This window comes from Vibrio sp. 1401, from assembly GCF_033340295.1.
The window spans coordinates 1-16258 of the sequence record NZ_JAWOWF010000036.1 but is presented as its reverse complement, the minus strand read 5'-3'; the positions used below and the strand labels follow the sequence as shown (position 1 = coordinate 16258).

Sequence of the window (16258 nt, the reverse complement as noted above, 5' to 3'; positions counted from 1 at the left end):
CAACCCTTTTTAACTATTTGAAATTACTTCAAATGCGAACTCGTCGAGTACTTACTTTAGTTGAGCTTTTACGTGCTCAACAATGTCAGTCATTGCGACTGCTGTTTTCTCACCAGTAGCACGGTTCTTGTATTCGAAGTTGCCTTCTTTCATTGAGCGGTCACCGATAATAATGGTATGCGGTACACCAATAAGCTCCATGTCAGAGAACATTACGCCTGGGCGTTCTTTACGGTCATCAAATAGCACTTCGATGCCCATTGCCGTTAGCTCAGCGTACAATTTCTCAGCGGCTTCTTTCACTTCTTCTGACTTGTGCATGTTCATTGGAACGATCGCTACCTGGAATGGTGCGATTGCATCTGGCCAGATGATGCCGTATTTGTCGTGGTTTTGTTCAATAGCAGCCGCTACTACGCGAGTGATACCGATACCGTAACAACCCATTTCTAGGATGACGTTCTTACCATCAGGACCCAGTACACCACAGTTCATCGCTGCGGAGTAAGCGTTACCTAGTTGGAAGATATGGCCAACTTCGATACCACGCTTAAGCTGGATAATGCCCTTGCCACATGGGCTTGGGTCACCTTCCACAACGTTACGTAGGTCTTCAACTTGACCAAGCTCTACATCACGACCCCAGTTAATACCGAAGTAGTGTTTGCCATCGATGTTCGCGCCCGCACCGAAGTCGCTCATTACCGCAACGCTGCGGTCAACAATGAACGGCAGTTTAAGGCCAACAGGGCCTAGTGAACCAGGGCCTGCACCGATAAGCGCACGAATTTCTTCTTCAGATGCCATTTCCAGTGGAGCTGCAACCTGAGGAAGGTTTTCTGCTTTCACTTCGTTCAGTTCATGATCACCACGAATAATAAGCGCGATGATTGGCGTATCAACTTCGTCAGATGCTTTCACAAACAGTGTTTTCACTGTTTTTTCAATTGGTAGTTCGAACTGCTCAACCAATTCAGCGATTGTTTTCGCGTTTGGCGTATCAACCAACGTCATTTCTTGTGTTGGTGCCGCAGCCTCAGAGGCTGGAGCTAGTGCTTCTGCTTTTTCAATGTTTGCCGCGTAATCTGACTCGCTAGAGAATGCGATGATATCTTCGCCGCTTTCAGCCAGTACGTGGAACTCTTGAGAGCCGCTACCACCGATAGCACCGCTATCTGCAAGTACAGGACGGTAATCCAGACCCATGCGATCGAATGCTTTACAGTAAGCATCATGCATTGCGTCGTATGACTTTTGTAGTCCGTCTTTATCAATGTCAAAGCTGTACGCATCCATCATTGAGAATTCACGTGAACGCATTACGCCAAAACGTGGGCGTCGTTCGTCACGAAATTTAGTTTGGATTTGGTACAGGTTTAGCGGAAGCTGTTTGTAAGAGCTCACTTCATTGCGAACAAGGCTAGTGATCACTTCTTCAGCGGTTGGGCTAAGTACAAACGGACGAACATGACGGTCAGTAAAGCGAAGTAGCTCAGGGCCCATCTTTTCGCTGCGGCCTGTCTCTTCCCATAGTTCAAACGGCTGAACAACGGGCATCAAAGTTTCGACTGCGCCTGCATTGTCGATTTCTTGACGAACGATGTTTTCGACTTTACGCAGTACACGTAGACCAGTAGGTAGCCAGGTGTATAAACCTGAAGCCAGCTTACGGATCATACCTGCACGTAGCATGAGCTGGTGGCTCACTACTTCTGCGTCGTTTGGAGTCTCCTTCAGAGTAGAAAGAAGATAATTACTGGTACGCATTAAATTTATCCGTTTATTTAAGTTAGATACTCAAGCTTGAATAAGCAGGAGTATGGGAGCTCCCGAAAGGGAAATTTGTTAGCCGTCTATAATATCAGCCAATTGCGTTTGTCAAAAGCTTTCAATAGCGGTAACCGTTATTAAGTTGCTTGTTGCTGTGAACTTTACGTTCAAGTCGAACAAATTTACCGCATATTCTTTGTCGTCCGGTTTGTTTTTCTTATATGCAGGGCGAGGATCTTGTGCCAGAACTTGTTCAATGACTGATCTTACATAGTCAGTATCGGATCGACTTTCTATCGTTGCTAATGCTTGAGCAGAAAAGGTGACTTGTGACTTTTCTGGCTCTTGGTCTGCGTATCCGCCTTGTGCTTCCGAAATAGAATCCGAATAGGGGATATAAGGCTTAATATCCACAATCGGTGTCCCATCCACGAGATCTACACTGCCTAAATCAAGATAGATTTGATCGCCTTGCTTAGTGACTCCTTTCACTTCAACGGCTGACATTCCGATTCCGTTTGGACGGAAAGTCGAGCGCGAGGCAAAGACACCAATTCGTTCATTGCCGCCTAATCGTGGCGGACGTACAGTTGGTTTCCAACCAGCTTCCAGATTCTGATCAAATAGAAACAACAACCAAACGTGAGAGAACTGTTCTAGCCCACGCACTGCTTCAGGGCTATTTGCTGCACCTAACAGTTTTACGCGTGCTTTAGCCTCTGGTACTAAGCGTGGTTGGCGCGGAACTGCAAACTTTTCTTTGTACGGTGTCTCAATGACGCCGATGGGTTCGATGGAATACATGGTGGACATCTCTAAGAATTCATTGAGATGAAAAGTATCACAAATTTCTCTTGCTTTTCTTTTTGATAATGATTATTAATTAAAATGTTATAACATAACAATTTAATTGAAAGGAAAAGTATTATGAAACCAGGAATCCACCCTGAATATCGTCCTGTGGTGTTCCACGACACCAGTGTAGATAAGTACTTTGTCGTTGGTTCTACGTTGAAAACGGAGAGAACCATCGAATGGAAAGATGGCAAAACTTACCCTTACTTTACGTTAGATGTGTCGTCAGCTTCTCACCCGTACTACACCGGTAAACAGCGCGTTGTACAAACCGAAGGTCGCATTGCGAACTTCAACCGTCGTTTTGGTCAATTTAAGAGCGAAAAGGAATAAATCATGAAGGTAGTAAAATCATTAAAAAGTGCAAAAAGTCGTCATCCGGATTGCCAGATTGTAAAACGGAGAGGGCGTCTTTATGTCATTTGTAAAACGAACCCGAGATTCAAAGCTGTGCAAAAGTAATCAACCTGCATATATCTAACTTATGGTTTTGTTTAATTGATAATGTTGAGTTAATTATCTTACATGGATGAAATATCTACATTTTTATTCAATGTTGGTTATAAATACCTCCGTTCGTCACAGTTTGTAACATTTAGGGCTTTTATTTGACCTTCTACTCAAGTACCCTTCGCACGCTTTTTGACATTTTTGTCACATTTGCATAGGAATAAAAACAAGGAGGGAACAGATGAGTTCATCTGATTCAATTAAACAAAACTCGCCTAAGAAGCCGCTGTTTACGCGCTTTTTGGATACTGTCGAATATTTGGGGAACTTATTACCCCACCCGATCACACTATTTGCCATTTTCTGTTTAGCCATTCTGGTGATGTCGGGTATTGCAGGATACTTCGAAGTTTCCGTAGTTGATCCTCGTCCTGAGGGTGCAAAAGGTCGTGCCGCGGATGGCATGATTCATGTCGTTAGCTTGCTTAACGCTGATGGCCTTGAACTAATCGTTACCAATCTAGTGAAAAACTTTGTCGGCTTTGCACCTTTGGGTACGGTATTGGTTGCGATGTTGGGTGTTGCTATTGCTGAATACTCAGGCTTGCTATCTGCAGCAATGCGTGGCTTAGTCATGGGTGCATCACAACGCATGGTAACAGTGACGGTCGTTTTCGCGGGTATCATTTCAAATACGGCATCAGAGCTTGGCTATGTGGTACTTATTCCACTGGCTGCAATGCTGTTCCATTCTTTAGGTCGTCACCCACTTGCCGGTCTTGCTGCGGCGTTCGCTGGTGTATCTGGTGGTTACTCAGCAAACCTACTTATTGGTACGGTTGACCCGCTGTTGTCAGGCATTACTGAAACGGCGGCGCAAATGATTGACCCAACTTACACTGTTGGTCCAGAAGTTAACTGGTACTTCATGTTTGTGTCGACATTCTTCATTGCAATCACAGGTGCGTTTGTTACTGAAAAAATTGTTGAGCCAAAGCTTGGCAAATACAGTGAAGAAGAAGCCTCAGAAGATTTGTCGAACGACAAAATGGGTGGCTTAACAGACATTGAGAAGAAAGGCCTAAAACTAGCAGGTGTTGCTGTACTGGTTGTTTCAGCGCTGCTTGCTTGGACGGTTGTTCCAGAAGACGGCATTCTACGTTCTGATGCAGGTACAATTGCAGGTTCACCATTCCTGAAAAGTATCGTGGCATTCATCTTTGTGTTCTTTGCTATTCCAGGCTTTGTGTTTGGTAAAGTTGTTGGCACGATGAAGACGGATCGCGATGTAATTGATGCAATGGCGAAATCTATGTCTTCTATGGGCATGTACATTGTATTAGTTTTCTTTGCGGCTCAGTTCGTTGCTTTCTTTAAATGGACTAACTTCGGTCAGGTATTCGCGGTTGCTGGCGCTAGCTTCCTGCAAGAAATTGGCTTAACTGGTCCAATGTTGTTCTTTGCCTTCATCCTGATGTGTGGCTTTATCAACCTAATGATTGGTTCGGCATCGGCACAGTGGGCAGTAACGGCTCCGATTTTTGTTCCTATGTTGATGCTTGTTGGTTATGCACCGGAAACGATTCAGGCTGCTTACCGAATTGGTGACTCGACGACAAACATCATTACTCCAATGATGAGCTACTTTGGTTTGATTCTTGCCGTAGCGACTCGTTACATGAAGAACTTAGGTATCGGTACGCTGATCGCGACCATGCTACCTTACTCAATCTGCTTCATTGTAGGTTGGAGTGTGCTGTTCTACCTATGGGTATTCGTATTTGGTTTACCAGTAGGCCCTGGCGCAGCAACATACTACACACCGTAGAAAACGGTTTCCTCACACAGCTCCATTATAAAAAGCCTGCGAACGTCGCAGGCTTTTTTGTCGATTGAGACTGTGTACGCGCTTACCTGATTATAGATGTCGATTTATAGCTGAAAACGCATCAACAAAGGGCGATAAAAGTGCTGAGTGAGCCAGCATAAGCTTTTCCAAATTATGCGTTTATACCAAGGTAAGTGCGCAATATACACATAGCTAAATTCAATTTCTGGCCGGGCTTTTCTGTTGCGTTTAAAAGCCGGAGCGCCTGAGCTCATATTAAAGCGACGCTGGTATATCATTGCATGGCGGATGGTATAGGCCGATATTCGACGATACAATGCGAGGCGTTGTGGCTTATTGGTATCGTAGCCAAAAATTGGGCAAGTCATATCATTATCAATTTCTACAATGCCTAACGTAGCCAGCATCTCTTCTTGATAAAACAGTCCCACTAAATGTACTAATTTGTTCTGGCTCGCCTGTTTTAAATATTGGCTTGAAAACTGGATGTTATTGAGACTGTATTTATCAAGGTAAAGCATGTCATATAACTCTTTGGCACGCTGAAACTCTTCATCAGTGGTCAGTGGCCTAAACTGCCAATCTTTATCATTAAGCAGTTTGAAGTCTTTCGTTAAATCTCGGTTGAAGCTGAACGCTTGCCAATCATCAAGTAAATACACTTGTCGTGTTACCAAGCTTTGCCATTTTGGCTGCTTCAATCGCTGAATTAAGTGTGAATGCTGACGCTGGTTGAGGGATCGAAGCACCAAGGGAAAGGTGGGGTATTGATCGAGTGCGACGCGACGCAGTTCATCGAGATTTAAGGCTGCCCATTGTTCGCTATACATATTGGTGGACAAGCACTGATTGTTGAGCGTTTGGACTTGATCCAATCCAGCCAATGATAAGATTGGTTTAGTCATATTAATAAGTAACTTACATACCCATCGAACAGCCACATTTTTGACTTTGTGAAGCTCTTCTTCGGCGTAGCCACTAAGTAGTGTCATAGGGGACACGGCATAACAGTTGTTTGGTATTTTTGGTGTTACGGAGTAGGGAATGGCAACATCATCGATATAGTAGCAACCAAAGCTTGCTGTGCATTCATCAATGGGATTCGACTGCATAAGAGTGATAAAGGTTTTATGCCATTCTTGAGAGGAAAGTGTCATGAGTTCAATGCCTCTCCATTCCACTCAATATCAACGGTAGAAGCGTTGCTCCACTTCGTCTTGTTCTGCCTAGCTAACCGGAGTAATTCAAACACACTCCGGATTTGGCTCCCTACCGGCAAGTTATGCTGTTGCATTACATTCACTCCAGACCACCAATCTTGCCAAGTTCGAGCCTTGAACAGGGATAACCCTCCTTCAGCGATGAGTGTTATTGGCCCTAAATGATGCAGTCGCTGTTTGGAAGGGGCAGTAAATGCCATATTAGGGAGCAGTTGACTGCATCTAGACGAGAGTAGGTGCAAACCACTGGTGGCTCTTGGGTTACATTCAATCACGTAGAGTTCATCTTGTGATTTGATGAAGTCAAACGACACTTGCCCATGATAAGTATGACGTTTACCAAAAGTTGCGATAAATCTATCTAGTCGTTCGCACGAGATCGGCTGAAAAGCACTGGCGGCCGAGCTGTTTACACAGTATTTCGGTACATAAGCTTGGTGTGCTTTAAGTTCACCATGTTCAAAAATGGCATAGTTACACACCGGAGTCCCTTGGATTTTTTGTTGCTGAACCCAAGGGAAAAGGGGCGATATCGTGGCGGCAGAAATAGACTGAGTCGTCACATCTCTTATGACTTGCCCGCCAAACCGAGAGTAAACGGGCTTTAGAACGGTCCTCTTATTAATTTCAATCTCACTTTTATCAGCGACCAAACGAGTTTTTGGAAGTGTGATTTCTGGCAAACCCTGAAGCTGTTCAAAGACGGTCAACTTGTTGTGCAGGGCATTGAGTAGTCCCACATTGGGCAGAAAAAAATCTACTTCTGGGCATTGTTTGGCAACATGAGCCAAGTAATAAACTTCTTCACAAGTGGGTATCACTATATCAATACGCATCTGAGTAATGATTTTTAGGATCTGCTGTTGATAGGTGGGAAACGCAAATCGAGGTGAAGCGGTGGGTATATAAGACTCGATACCTCGCAAAAACGATCCCAGAGGCTTTTTTAGCGAATCGGTGAGAATTACTTCATGCCCATGATGCATACACATGGTTGCCCACTCTAGTGCAACTGGTGCTCGGGCTCCGGTGATTAAGACCCGCATATGTTCACCACACGTCGTTGTTTATTCATTGGCGTCCAAATAGGCGCAGGGCGGTAACTAAATCTGACAGGATCAAGCCGCAATTGGTCAAACAACTTTATCAAGGCTTGGTGTATAACCCGATGGTGGTGAACATCCGCTTCAATTTGAATGGCTTGTGACCCTGTTTGGGTGATTCGGTAATCCACGCGACCTTTGGCAGATAGTGTTATAGCGCGGTAGATGAGATCTGGTAACACCGTAACTGGGACGTGGTTTGCGTTTAGCGTGAGGCGATCACCACATCGTCCGGCAATCGCGCCAAGAGGTTCAAATACGCCATTATCCTGTTTATTCTCAATAATATCGTCGAGCTGATAACGAATAATGGGCTGAGTTTTACGACGAAAATCGGTGATAATTGGGCTGTAATGAGTACGTTCGGTATTCAGCCAATGTTTTTCGATGTAAATAACATCCTGATTCCAGCGCATTTGTCCATGCTGATCAGTACATGCAAGAAAACCTTCGGTACATTGATAGACTTCATGGAGTTCGCTGTCGAACCGTTGAGAAATAAAGTGACGGTCACTCTCAGTTAGGACTTCTGCACCAGAAATGATCCGCTGTGGTTGAATTTCGGGTTGACCAAATTGACCGCTGAACTGGGCGCAGAGCTGAAGAGCTTGCGCACTACCAACTAAAAGCGTGGGTTGGAACTCATCTAGCTCTTTTATCCATTCTTGGTAAGGTTTAGTTAAATCCGCATAAAAGAATGTGACAGGGCCTTTCGCGACGGATTTATACAGTGGGCTGTTGGCGCGCAAGGCTAGCGCAATTCGGTGCTTTTGCCATAGGTTGGGCAACAGGCGAGCCAATATATTGCCAGCCCACAGTTGCGTTTCCTGTTTGTCAGCAAGAAACAACCCGCGTATGCCTGATGTGCCCGAAGAAAGCCCAACAGTAACATCGCCAACTTTCGAAGCGGCGAAGTTGCGTGACTGTTCTGCTTCGAGTGCTTGTTGCATTAGCTGTTCAGCATCTAAGCCTTTCGTATTCAACTCTGAAAGGTTCTCCATCATGGTTTGCTTATTCATGATAGGGAAATCACTGAGTGGTGCACCTTGAAGTGAGCGGTAATACGGTGAATGACGGCATACCCAATCCAAGTGTTGCGTTAAGTGTTGTTGCTGCCATGTTTCGACTTGTTCCCTTGAGCCGAAGGGGCGGTAGCGGGTTCGCCAGAATTCTGAGATAAGCGTTCTCACTTCATCCATCCTTCTTTGATTAGCTGCTGGATAGTTTCCTGACAATGTGAAGGCACGAAGCGAACAAAGTGGTGGGTTTGTTGGTAGCAACTTCTCAACTCGGAGAGGGTGTTTTTATAGGCTTTTGTATCATCGCAAAGCATGTTCGCCAGCCAATGTTGATCGATATTTTCACTCAAGCTCTCGATTAACCAGCATGCATCGGCGAGTAAGAACAGCCAACTTTGGTCTCTTTTAACTAGCAAGCCCACTTGACCCGCAGCATGGCCTGGCAAGCTAACCATATAAATGAATCCGTCGTCGAACATGTCTTTACAGAGCAAATTAACACCTTGGCACTGAGGAATAATTTGGCTGATTGGTACGGAAAAGTCACTATGAATGAATAAGTTAGATTCAAGTTGTGGAGGAAGTAGAGCTTTTAGGTATCCTTTTCTTACGCCTCCAATTCGACCACTCTTAGTAATTGCATCCACCCCTTTTTGTTGGCAATGCAATTGAGAGTGGGAAAACTCAGACACGGCAGCAATGTGATCAGCATGGAAGTGGGAGAGTACTAAGTGTTCAATATCATGAGGTTTGAGACTTTCTTTTGCTAACTGCGCAACAATTCCGTGTTCTTTGTTATAGCGACAAGGTGTTGTCCAAGCATAAAAACGTTCAGGGAAGGGACGAGTCGCGCTAAAAAAATGCTCGTGATATCCCGTGTCAAACAGGATGTTGCCTTGTGTTGGGTGCTGAATTAACGCAACGGCTGCCGGAAATGCTCTAGGCTTGATACCAGAACCTGGTTTGACAACAAAGCCTGGGTGTACGCAGTGTCCAACCTCAAAGATTTTTATTTTTAGACCAGTTTGCATACTGCTGTATTCCTTCTTGAATTGAAAAAAGCGGTTGGTAATTCAGTGTTTGTTTCGCCTTGCTGATATCCAGAGTTTGATGATAGTTAAACAATCCTGCGCTGTATGAGGTGAGCCTTGGTTCTGGCTGATGTGGTAAGTGCCTTCGTATTTGCTCACTGAGCTTTAATAATGGTGATACAACGCCATATGGTAATGATTGTAACGTTACTTTTAGGTTTAACCCCTCACATAAAGCTTGCAGAACAGTCTCAATTGGCATTGGTTCGTTGTTGGAAATGTTGAACACATCACCATGCTGAAGTCGGTCTGCCTGAGTGCAAGCGAGCATCGCTGCATGGGCAACGTTATCGACATAAGTCAGATCAACCACAGGATTTCTACCCGATGGCAGAAGCAGAGTGTTGTTTTTTATCGCCTTAAGCACTCTTGGGATAATAGCGCGATCATTGGGTCCAAAAATGCCACGCGGTCTTAAAATGATCGCTTTGCTTTGGCCTTTTACGGCTTCAATTTCCGATAGGTATTTTGTGTGTGCGTAATCATTACACCAGTATGAAGCTATGGCGTCGGTTTCTCGAATATTCCAACGGTCTTGATGGTCAAAGTAGACGCTGGTGGAGGAAATATGGATAAAACGCGAGATTTGATAGGTATTAGCCGCATTGACGAGGTTTTTGGTGGCATCTACATTGGCTTGATAAAACGCCTGCCACTTTCCCCATGGGCTTGAGAGAGCGGCACAATGGATGATTGCATCCATACCTTGGCATACCGCATGAACTGCTGAGTGGTCTCTTAAATCGACTATATGTGGGATAACATCGAATTGCTCGGCGAGTTGTTTAGCGATGACTGTATTTCGTGCTATAAAATGCAGTTCATGCTGCTGGTGAAACATTCTCAGAATTGCGCTACCCAACATCCCGCTGCCACCAGTGACCAATATCTTCATAGTTTTAGCACTCCCATCCCTAGCGACAACCCTGCGGCGGTGCCAGCTAATAACACATGTTTTCCTGCGGTTTCTGGCTGATTACGCAGCCAGTGTAAGTTAATTGGGAGTGAGGCGGCGACTTGGTTTCCCAAAGTCGAAAAGTGATTAACGGTTTTCTCTGTTGGTAGCCCGGTGAGTGAAGGCAGTTTTTTTAATCCATGCGCGCTGGCTTGATGAGGAAGAAAATAATCAATATCGCCGAGTGTTACCGGAGAGGCGTCAAACCCTTTTTTTAGAAACGCTGGTAAGGCTTTACGCACATGTTTAAAGAGTGCTTTGCCCTCCATCTCAAACTGGCAACTTTTTAAATAGGCTTGATGCTCGGAGGTATGCGGATTGATATGACTACCTCCGCCCTTAATTTGACAAAATGAATACCCGGTATGATGCGTTTCAAAGTGACTGGTGAGCAATCCATCATCGTCGTGTTCTTCGAGCAAAAATGCGGCGGCACCGTCCGCGAATAAGGTTGCAACTTCTGGTTTGAGCGTAAAATTTCGATTCAGTGTGATGCCAGTGGCGAGTTCGCTGGTGACAATAAGAATCCGACGGTACCGTTTTGCTAAGAATAGACTCTGAGCAAGATCAAGCGCAGAGAGAAAGGATAAACAGGTGCTGTTCAAATCAAAGCTTTCTAGCCATGTTGGAGCGTCTAACGCGGCGAGAACCGCTGAGGCGTCGTAGGGTAGAGACTGGTGGTGTGTGCCGCTAGCGTAGATAAGAAGATCAACGGAGCTTAAGGTATGTGTGTTTCCTAAACACTGCTCTATTGCCTGCATTGCCATGTAAATAGCGGTCTCTTTTGTATTGGCTACATGACGATATTCAACGTCGAATTTATTTCGGCAGGTCCCTGGCGCTAATTTTAGGAAGCGATCCATCTCTCGATCAGACCATTGATTCGTTGGCAGGTAGCTTCCACTGGAAACGATGTTAAAGCCCATTATTCTCTATACACTTATTAAAAACGTCGTTCAAAATAAACCACGTTGCATATTGAAGCTATGGCGAGCAAGATGAAAAATAAACAGAACAAAACAAATGGGAGTAAGAGCACGCTTTGGGTGCAATGCTGAGAATGAATTTTCAGGAATGAGCCAGGCTTTTATTTGCTGGCTCAATTTGAATAGAGTGAGGGTTACTTCTTAAATTTCGCCAAAATACGATCCAAATGGTTTGCAAATTCGCGTCGATCGGTTTGAGAAAGCGCGGCGGGCCCACCTGTCTGAATTCCGCTTGAACGCATGGTTTCCATAAAGTCGCGGATATTTAGGCGAGCTTTGATGGTGTCTTTTGTATAGAGCTCGCCACGAGAACTGAGGGCTTGAGCGCCTTTAGAGATAACCTCATCTGCAAGCGGAATATCTGACGTGATCACCAAATCGTTGGCTTCCACACGCTTGACGATTTCGTTGTCTGCGATGTCAAATCCCGCAGGGACTTGTAGCGAGTGGATGTTGTCTCTTTTCGGCACAGGGACAACGTGGTTAGCGACAAACGTACATTCAATCCCCGTACGCTCGGCGGCACGCACAATGGTTTCGCGAATAACTTTCGGACACGCGTCTGCATCTACCCATAACTTCATGATGACTTCTCACTGAGTTTCGCTTCTAACTCTTCAATACGAATGGCTAGCATTGTTACGGCGCGTTCTAGGGCTTCAAGACGATCATTATCGGTGTGGTGTTGTGCTGCGATTTCAACCTTGGGTACGCGTTGAGCACTCTTCCAACTTTTTATTGCGGTGATTAATGCTGGCATTGGAACTGGCGTTTTCAAGCGTGCTTTCACTAACGCTACGGTTGGCTCTTTTCCTTGTTGTTGCAACTGTTCCATTGCCGCTTCTAATTCTTTAGTAACGTCTTGAGTTAACATTTTTAATCCTTAACAACGATATATCTATCATCATACGTTGAGTGCGCTAATTTGGCGAATGGCATTTTGGAGAGTGTAGTGTGAGAGATCTCTTACATAGGTTGTGAGAGAAAACGATTTCGTAAGCGGAAAAAGAGAAGCTGAAGAGCTTAAGTTTCTGATAAATAATGATTTAGCAACTTGTTAACCAATGTGAGAGCCAAATATTTATCTTGGATAGATTGTCTATTTTTGGAAAAGGCGTAAATTGAGAGTTGTCAGCAGGAAGCAGACATGGAACAGGAAAGCACCAAGGATTTGGTTATCGTCAGGAAGACGATTTGGTTGGTCAGGATGATTAATCAAGCATGGAGCGTAGGACATTGTAAGGATACGATCATCAATAGGATGTTGATGACTAAGGATAGACAATGGACCCCTCTAGGATTGAGGTTATGGACAGCATCAGGAAGATGCAAGGGACACCGCTCAAGGAACAAGTGACGTGTGCTAACGAGGAATGTTAGCAGTCAGGATGATAAGGACACCGCTAGGACGGCGACGTAAGGAATAAGCTGACGGAATCAGCCACTATTATGGATGATGCATGGAGCACTTTTAGTAGCCGGACTGCTGCGAGTAAGACCATGACCCCGATACTTATGTGTCGGGGTCTTTCTTATATAAAAACGATATCCAGTGTTCTCATTGAATTAAGCATCTCGATGTTATTTGGGGATATCAATATCACAAAATATATAAATTCCTAATAACACTTAATAAAAAACAACTCAGATCAATATCCTTTCCAACCTGTTGGTTTAACTTTCGGCTTCTCTACAAGGTGTTATGCCCGCAATCATTGAGCATGTTCAGCTCATCGAGTTTGTGATCTGCGGATAGATTAAGTTTGTTGTAATCAAGGAACAGATGTGGCCATAGTAACCAGAAGAATGCTTCTTCTACCCTACAATGAGTCGTTGCAACTAGAATTCGTCATGCTGAATTGCTGTGCGAAAAACCGTGCTGAATTGAATGGTCCGTATACAGTTGCGTCTGCCAAACAGATGTTTGAGAAAATACTGGATGATGAGAACATTTATAGTATGGCAGTGCTAGAGAGCACCAGTCGTGACTATATGGGGCACGTGTTTATTGCTAATCTCGATTCCGAACCTGAATTAGGGTTTATTTTTGATAAATCATATTGGGGTAAAGGGTTAGCAACAGAAGCACTAAAAGCATTTTTCCCCAAAGCGTGCCGTGAGTTGGGCTTGAATAAGGTGAAAGCTAACGTGAATAGCAATCATCAAGCTTCTATGGCGGTACTGAAAAAGCTGGGATTTGTTAAAACAAAAGAAAGTAAGGATATATATGGTCCTTACTTTGAAATGGAATTTACAAGCGATGCGGTGGTAGGTGAAAGTTCTGCGGCCTGAAACCGACCATGGTTAACTCTCCTTGGTAGCAATCGTCACCAAGAGATGAAAACTCAAATTGATACACCGTATGCCAACGCCAGACTCCGTCTGGCGTTTTTAGTTTATGGGCACCAAAGGCGATGCTGATTAATTGGAGATCCAATTGCTCACATTTACGCGTGATGGCCGCTTTTGCGAGTTCGGCTTGGCGACGCTGTTGCCAAAACAGGTAACAGAAAAAGCAGAGCCCTAAAATTGCTAAAAGATCACCAATCATTCCTGAACCTTTCTTAGCTTTTTGTTGCTTGTTGTAAGCTTACTAGCGCATTTGCTAGTTCCTCTGATGGGTTTGAATGCAGCAAAGGCAATAACACCATTCTTAACTCTGGCAGCATCACTAAATCGGCAAATAACTGATTAAATAGGGCTTGATTACCGGTTTGAGCTAAACGCAGCAAAAACTGTTCCGCTACCTTTTCATTGGCGAGTAAGTGCCAAGCGCGGCCCGCCACACCAATCAATACCTCCTGATGGCTTAAACGAGGGCTATGCAATATCGCATCTAATACTGGAGAGGCGACTTCTGTTGGTGCACCAGCAAGGGCTCGGATAAGTGCTGAAAGTAGGAAGAGATCAGGTTCGCTACTTGCGATTTCTTGCTGTGCCTTTTCTGCGATACGTTCTGCTAAACGCTCTTGTAGCTCTACATGCTCAAGCGCACCTAATAGGGCATAAAGTGGCTCATTTGGTAGGTGGTTCAACGCTTTGCGTATCATTACTCCGTTTTGCTCTTTGTCCAGGCGAGCGGCTATGTCTGTGATACCTTGCAGACCTACAGTTTGCCAATTATCCCAGCCTAAACCTCCAGAGAAGTAATGCTGGGTATGCTCGTAATATTGGCTGGTAGGAAGATTGAGGTTTGCGCGGACCTGGCTATGAAACACGGCCATTTTATCTTCGGAAGGTTTGAAAGTGTATGGGTTGTTAGACAGCTTTTGCTGTTGCTCTTCAGTGATATCATCATTGAGGCGTGTTCCCATAGCCTCCACTACGTATTTAATGAAATTGCCGATATCCGCTTGCTTTAACAAACCGCGCTCGTCCAATTCAAACTTTAGAAACCAAATCCAAGGTTGCTTTTGTTCATTCCAATAAGCGATGGCAAGGTGTGCTTTACGCTGCATTGGGAATGGGTACGGTGCTTGACCTTTTTCTACATCGGCAAACTCTTTCTTAGCGATGGTTTTGATACGACGACCAAGATCGAAGATTTGATAATCACAGCGGCTGTTGTTCAACAGTTGAGTGAGGGTTTGAATGTTTTCCATTAAATACGACGTCCTAACGTTCTTTTCACAAGAAATGGTATCATTCTCGGCTAATTCAAGGTTCGAGATAGAATTAATGGTAACAAATACTCAATTGGTCGACTTACTTCACCAACTTGAAGCGCAGCTTAGAGAGCATAACTTATGGCAATATACTATGCCTTCAGAGCAAGCCTTACAAAGTGCGGAGCCATTTGCGATTGATACGTTGCATCCTCATGAGTGGTTGCAGTGGATTTTTATAGCCAGAATGCACGCACTAGTGGAAAACAATCAACCACTGCCAAGAGGGTTTTCTCTCGAGCCCTATTTTTCTGAAGCGTGGAAGCAGGAACCGCAGTTCGCAGAGCTGCTTGTTACAATCCGAACCATTGACGAACTGTGTAAGTAAACTAATGCTAGAACAAAAAATAGCGCGATCTTCAGAACCAGTTGAGCTGGAGATCGTTTATCAGGATGAATATTTTGTAGCGGTCAACAAGCCTGCAGGCATGTTAGTGCATCGCAGTTGGTTAGATAAACACGAAACTCAGTTTGTCATGCAAACTTTGCGCGACCAAATTGGTCAGCATGTGTTCCCATTACATCGTCTGGATCGTCCAACATCTGGTGTGCTCGTGTTTGCGTTGTCGAGTGAAGTCGCATCACAAGTCATGCCGATGTTTGCTGAACATAAAATGGAAAAGACATACCACGCAATAGTACGCGGTTGGATTGAGGAAGAGGGCGTTTTGGATTACGCGCTCAAAGTCGAGTTAGACAAGATTGCGGATAAGTTCGCTTCACAAGAAAAAGAGGCGCAAGAAGCGGTGACGGAATATAAGCCGTTGGCTAAAGTGGAGGTTCCCTATTCGACGGGTAAATTTCCTACAACGCGTTATTGCTTAGTTGAGATGAAACCTAAAACGGGGCGTAAGCACCAACTTCGTCGTCATATGGCACATCTACGCCATCCGATCGTGGGTGATACAACGCACGGGGATGGAAAGCACAACAAGCTGTATCGCACAGAGTTTGAATCTCATCGTCTGCTACTGCATGCTTCAGAGTTACGGTTCGTCCATCCATTTACCGATCAAGAGATTGTCATGACGGCCAATCTTGATGAAACTTGGCAGCAATTGTTCACTCGATTTGAGTGGGATGAATCGATGATTAACAGATAATCGGTGCAGTTAGATCTAGATAATGATTGGGTACAAATAAAAAGGGTTAGCATCAATGCTAACCCTTTTTTAAAATTTTGTGCCGTCCTAAATAAGGTTGACACTTTCCCCCAAAAAAATTGGAGAGTGTTATGAAATCAACAACTAAAAGAACTCAGCGCGATTACTCCCTCGCTTTTAAACTCACTGTAG

General features: G+C 44.5%; 18 protein-coding genes. 6 read left to right on the top strand and 12 right to left on the bottom strand.

Annotated elements, in window-relative coordinates:
* Positions 1-51 precede the first annotated feature (51 nt).
* Together R7Z77_RS16965 and tsaA are read right to left on the bottom strand one after the other, a co-directional pair.
* On the bottom strand, positions 52-1767 hold the full coding sequence (locus R7Z77_RS16965; RefSeq protein ID WP_064354243.1) for a proline--tRNA ligase: 1716 nt from the start codon (positions 1765-1767) through the stop codon (positions 52-54).
* A gap of 111 nt (positions 1768-1878) precedes the next feature.
* Entirely contained in the window at positions 1879-2574 is a 696-nt protein-coding gene (tsaA, locus tag R7Z77_RS16960; RefSeq protein WP_064354297.1) for a tRNA (N6-threonylcarbamoyladenosine(37)-N6)-methyltransferase TrmO, read from the bottom strand.
* Between the two features lie 123 nt (positions 2575-2697).
* On the opposite strand from tsaA, the gene R7Z77_RS16955 reads away from it, so the two are divergent.
* The 3 genes from R7Z77_RS16955 (at position 2698) to R7Z77_RS16945 (ending at position 4903) form a co-directional block, all read left to right on the top strand.
* On the top strand, positions 2698-2958 hold the full coding sequence (locus tag R7Z77_RS16955; protein ID WP_005380295.1) for a type B 50S ribosomal protein L31: 261 nt from the start codon (positions 2698-2700) through the stop codon (positions 2956-2958).
* Between the two features lie 3 nt (positions 2959-2961).
* On the top strand, positions 2962-3087 hold the full coding sequence (gene ykgO / locus R7Z77_RS16950; protein ID WP_005380299.1) for a type B 50S ribosomal protein L36: 126 nt from the start codon (positions 2962-2964) through the stop codon (positions 3085-3087).
* A gap of 229 nt (positions 3088-3316) precedes the next feature.
* Positions 3317-4903, top strand: a complete 1587-nt coding sequence (locus R7Z77_RS16945) for an AbgT family transporter (protein ID WP_005380301.1) — start codon at positions 3317-3319, stop codon at positions 4901-4903.
* A 104-nt stretch (positions 4904-5007) separates the two neighbouring features.
* Here the strand turns inward: R7Z77_RS16945 and R7Z77_RS16940 are convergent, their stop codons facing one another.
* From R7Z77_RS16940 to R7Z77_RS16905, 8 genes are all read right to left on the bottom strand, one after another.
* Positions 5008-6081, bottom strand: a complete 1074-nt coding sequence (locus tag R7Z77_RS16940; RefSeq protein WP_149191561.1) for a hypothetical protein — start codon at positions 6079-6081, stop codon at positions 5008-5010.
* Complete coding sequence (locus tag R7Z77_RS16935) at positions 6078-7190, bottom strand: ATP-grasp domain-containing protein (protein ID WP_017636029.1); 1113 nt, start codon at positions 7188-7190, stop codon at positions 6078-6080. Before R7Z77_RS16935 ends, R7Z77_RS16940 begins: the two co-directional genes overlap by 4 nt.
* The gene (locus R7Z77_RS16930) at positions 7178-8446 is read right to left on the bottom strand and encodes a F390 synthetase-related protein (protein WP_213967766.1); all 1269 of its coding nucleotides are present in this window, start codon (positions 8444-8446) and stop codon (positions 7178-7180) included. Before R7Z77_RS16930 ends, R7Z77_RS16935 begins: the two co-directional genes overlap by 13 nt.
* Positions 8434-9297, bottom strand: coding sequence for an MBL fold metallo-hydrolase (locus R7Z77_RS16925; protein ID WP_017636031.1), 864 nt, complete (start codon positions 9295-9297; stop codon positions 8434-8436). Before R7Z77_RS16925 ends, R7Z77_RS16930 begins: the two co-directional genes overlap by 13 nt.
* Positions 9266-10252: an NAD-dependent epimerase/dehydratase family protein gene (locus tag R7Z77_RS16920; protein ID WP_017636032.1), complete on the bottom strand. Its 987-nt coding sequence runs from the start codon at positions 10250-10252 to the stop codon at positions 9266-9268. The genes R7Z77_RS16925 and R7Z77_RS16920 overlap by 32 nt, the downstream gene beginning before the upstream one ends.
* Complete coding sequence (locus R7Z77_RS16915) at positions 10249-11238, bottom strand: ketoacyl-ACP synthase III (protein ID WP_017636033.1); 990 nt, start codon at positions 11236-11238, stop codon at positions 10249-10251. The genes R7Z77_RS16920 and R7Z77_RS16915 overlap by 4 nt, the downstream gene beginning before the upstream one ends.
* A 194-nt stretch (positions 11239-11432) precedes the next feature.
* Positions 11433-11882 (bottom strand): YaiI/YqxD family protein, encoded by a 450-nt coding sequence (locus R7Z77_RS16910; protein ID WP_005380310.1) that lies wholly within the window; start codon positions 11880-11882, stop codon positions 11433-11435.
* Positions 11879-12172, bottom strand: coding sequence for a hypothetical protein (locus tag R7Z77_RS16905; RefSeq protein ID WP_213967767.1), 294 nt, complete (start codon positions 12170-12172; stop codon positions 11879-11881). Before R7Z77_RS16905 ends, R7Z77_RS16910 begins: the two co-directional genes overlap by 4 nt.
* A gap of 932 nt (positions 12173-13104) precedes the next feature.
* Here R7Z77_RS16905 and R7Z77_RS16900 point away from each other — a divergent pair.
* Positions 13105-13590, top strand: coding sequence for a GNAT family N-acetyltransferase (locus tag R7Z77_RS16900; RefSeq protein ID WP_005385338.1), 486 nt, complete (start codon positions 13105-13107; stop codon positions 13588-13590).
* On the opposite strand, the gene R7Z77_RS16895 is transcribed toward R7Z77_RS16900, so the two are convergent.
* Both R7Z77_RS16895 and R7Z77_RS16890 read right to left on the bottom strand, forming a co-directional pair.
* A complete protein-coding gene (locus R7Z77_RS16895) occupies positions 13550-13849 on the bottom strand; it encodes a DUF3301 domain-containing protein (protein WP_005380315.1) in 300 nt (99 codons plus the stop codon). The two genes, R7Z77_RS16900 and R7Z77_RS16895, sit on opposite strands and share 41 nt — an antisense overlap.
* Before the next feature lie 13 nt (positions 13850-13862).
* Positions 13863-14900: a DUF3549 family protein gene (locus R7Z77_RS16890; RefSeq protein WP_213967768.1), complete on the bottom strand. Its 1038-nt coding sequence runs from the start codon at positions 14898-14900 to the stop codon at positions 13863-13865.
* Between the two features lie 76 nt (positions 14901-14976).
* On the opposite strand from R7Z77_RS16890, the gene R7Z77_RS16885 reads away from it, so the two are divergent.
* Positions 14977-15291: a YqcC family protein gene (locus R7Z77_RS16885; RefSeq protein WP_005385342.1), complete on the top strand. Its 315-nt coding sequence runs from the start codon at positions 14977-14979 to the stop codon at positions 15289-15291.
* A gap of 4 nt (positions 15292-15295) precedes the next feature.
* The gene (gene truC, locus R7Z77_RS16880; protein WP_213967769.1) at positions 15296-16066 is read left to right on the top strand and encodes a tRNA pseudouridine(65) synthase TruC; all 771 of its coding nucleotides are present in this window, start codon (positions 15296-15298) and stop codon (positions 16064-16066) included.
* The last annotated feature ends 192 nt before the right edge of the window (positions 16067-16258 follow it).

Coding starts and splice junctions, on each gene's coding strand:
- R7Z77_RS16965 (WP_064354243.1), bottom strand. CDS start 1,767: ATGCGTACCAGTAATTATCTTCTTTCTACTCTGAAGGAGACTCCAAAC.
- tsaA (WP_064354297.1), bottom strand. CDS start 2,574: ATGTATTCCATCGAACCCATCGGCGTCATTGAGACACCGTACAAAGAA.
- R7Z77_RS16955 (WP_005380295.1), top strand. CDS start 2,698: ATGAAACCAGGAATCCACCCTGAATATCGTCCTGTGGTGTTCCACGAC.
- ykgO (WP_005380299.1), top strand. CDS start 2,962: ATGAAGGTAGTAAAATCATTAAAAAGTGCAAAAAGTCGTCATCCGGAT.
- R7Z77_RS16945 (WP_005380301.1), top strand. CDS start 3,317: ATGAGTTCATCTGATTCAATTAAACAAAACTCGCCTAAGAAGCCGCTG.
- R7Z77_RS16940 (WP_149191561.1), bottom strand. CDS start 6,081: ATGACACTTTCCTCTCAAGAATGGCATAAAACCTTTATCACTCTTATG.
- R7Z77_RS16935 (WP_017636029.1), bottom strand. CDS start 7,190: ATGCGGGTCTTAATCACCGGAGCCCGAGCACCAGTTGCACTAGAGTGG.
- R7Z77_RS16930 (WP_213967766.1), bottom strand. CDS start 8,446: ATGGATGAAGTGAGAACGCTTATCTCAGAATTCTGGCGAACCCGCTAC.
- R7Z77_RS16925 (WP_017636031.1), bottom strand. CDS start 9,297: ATGCAAACTGGTCTAAAAATAAAAATCTTTGAGGTTGGACACTGCGTA.
- R7Z77_RS16920 (WP_017636032.1), bottom strand. CDS start 10,252: ATGAAGATATTGGTCACTGGTGGCAGCGGGATGTTGGGTAGCGCAATT.
- R7Z77_RS16915 (WP_017636033.1), bottom strand. CDS start 11,238: ATGGGCTTTAACATCGTTTCCAGTGGAAGCTACCTGCCAACGAATCAA.
- R7Z77_RS16910 (WP_005380310.1), bottom strand. CDS start 11,882: ATGAAGTTATGGGTAGATGCAGACGCGTGTCCGAAAGTTATTCGCGAA.
- R7Z77_RS16905 (WP_213967767.1), bottom strand. CDS start 12,172: ATGTTAACTCAAGACGTTACTAAAGAATTAGAAGCGGCAATGGAACAG.
- R7Z77_RS16900 (WP_005385338.1), top strand. CDS start 13,105: ATGCTTCTTCTACCCTACAATGAGTCGTTGCAACTAGAATTCGTCATG.
- R7Z77_RS16895 (WP_005380315.1), bottom strand. CDS start 13,849: ATGATTGGTGATCTTTTAGCAATTTTAGGGCTCTGCTTTTTCTGTTAC.
- R7Z77_RS16890 (WP_213967768.1), bottom strand. CDS start 14,900: ATGGAAAACATTCAAACCCTCACTCAACTGTTGAACAACAGCCGCTGT.
- R7Z77_RS16885 (WP_005385342.1), top strand. CDS start 14,977: ATGGTAACAAATACTCAATTGGTCGACTTACTTCACCAACTTGAAGCG.
- truC (WP_213967769.1), top strand. CDS start 15,296: ATGCTAGAACAAAAAATAGCGCGATCTTCAGAACCAGTTGAGCTGGAG.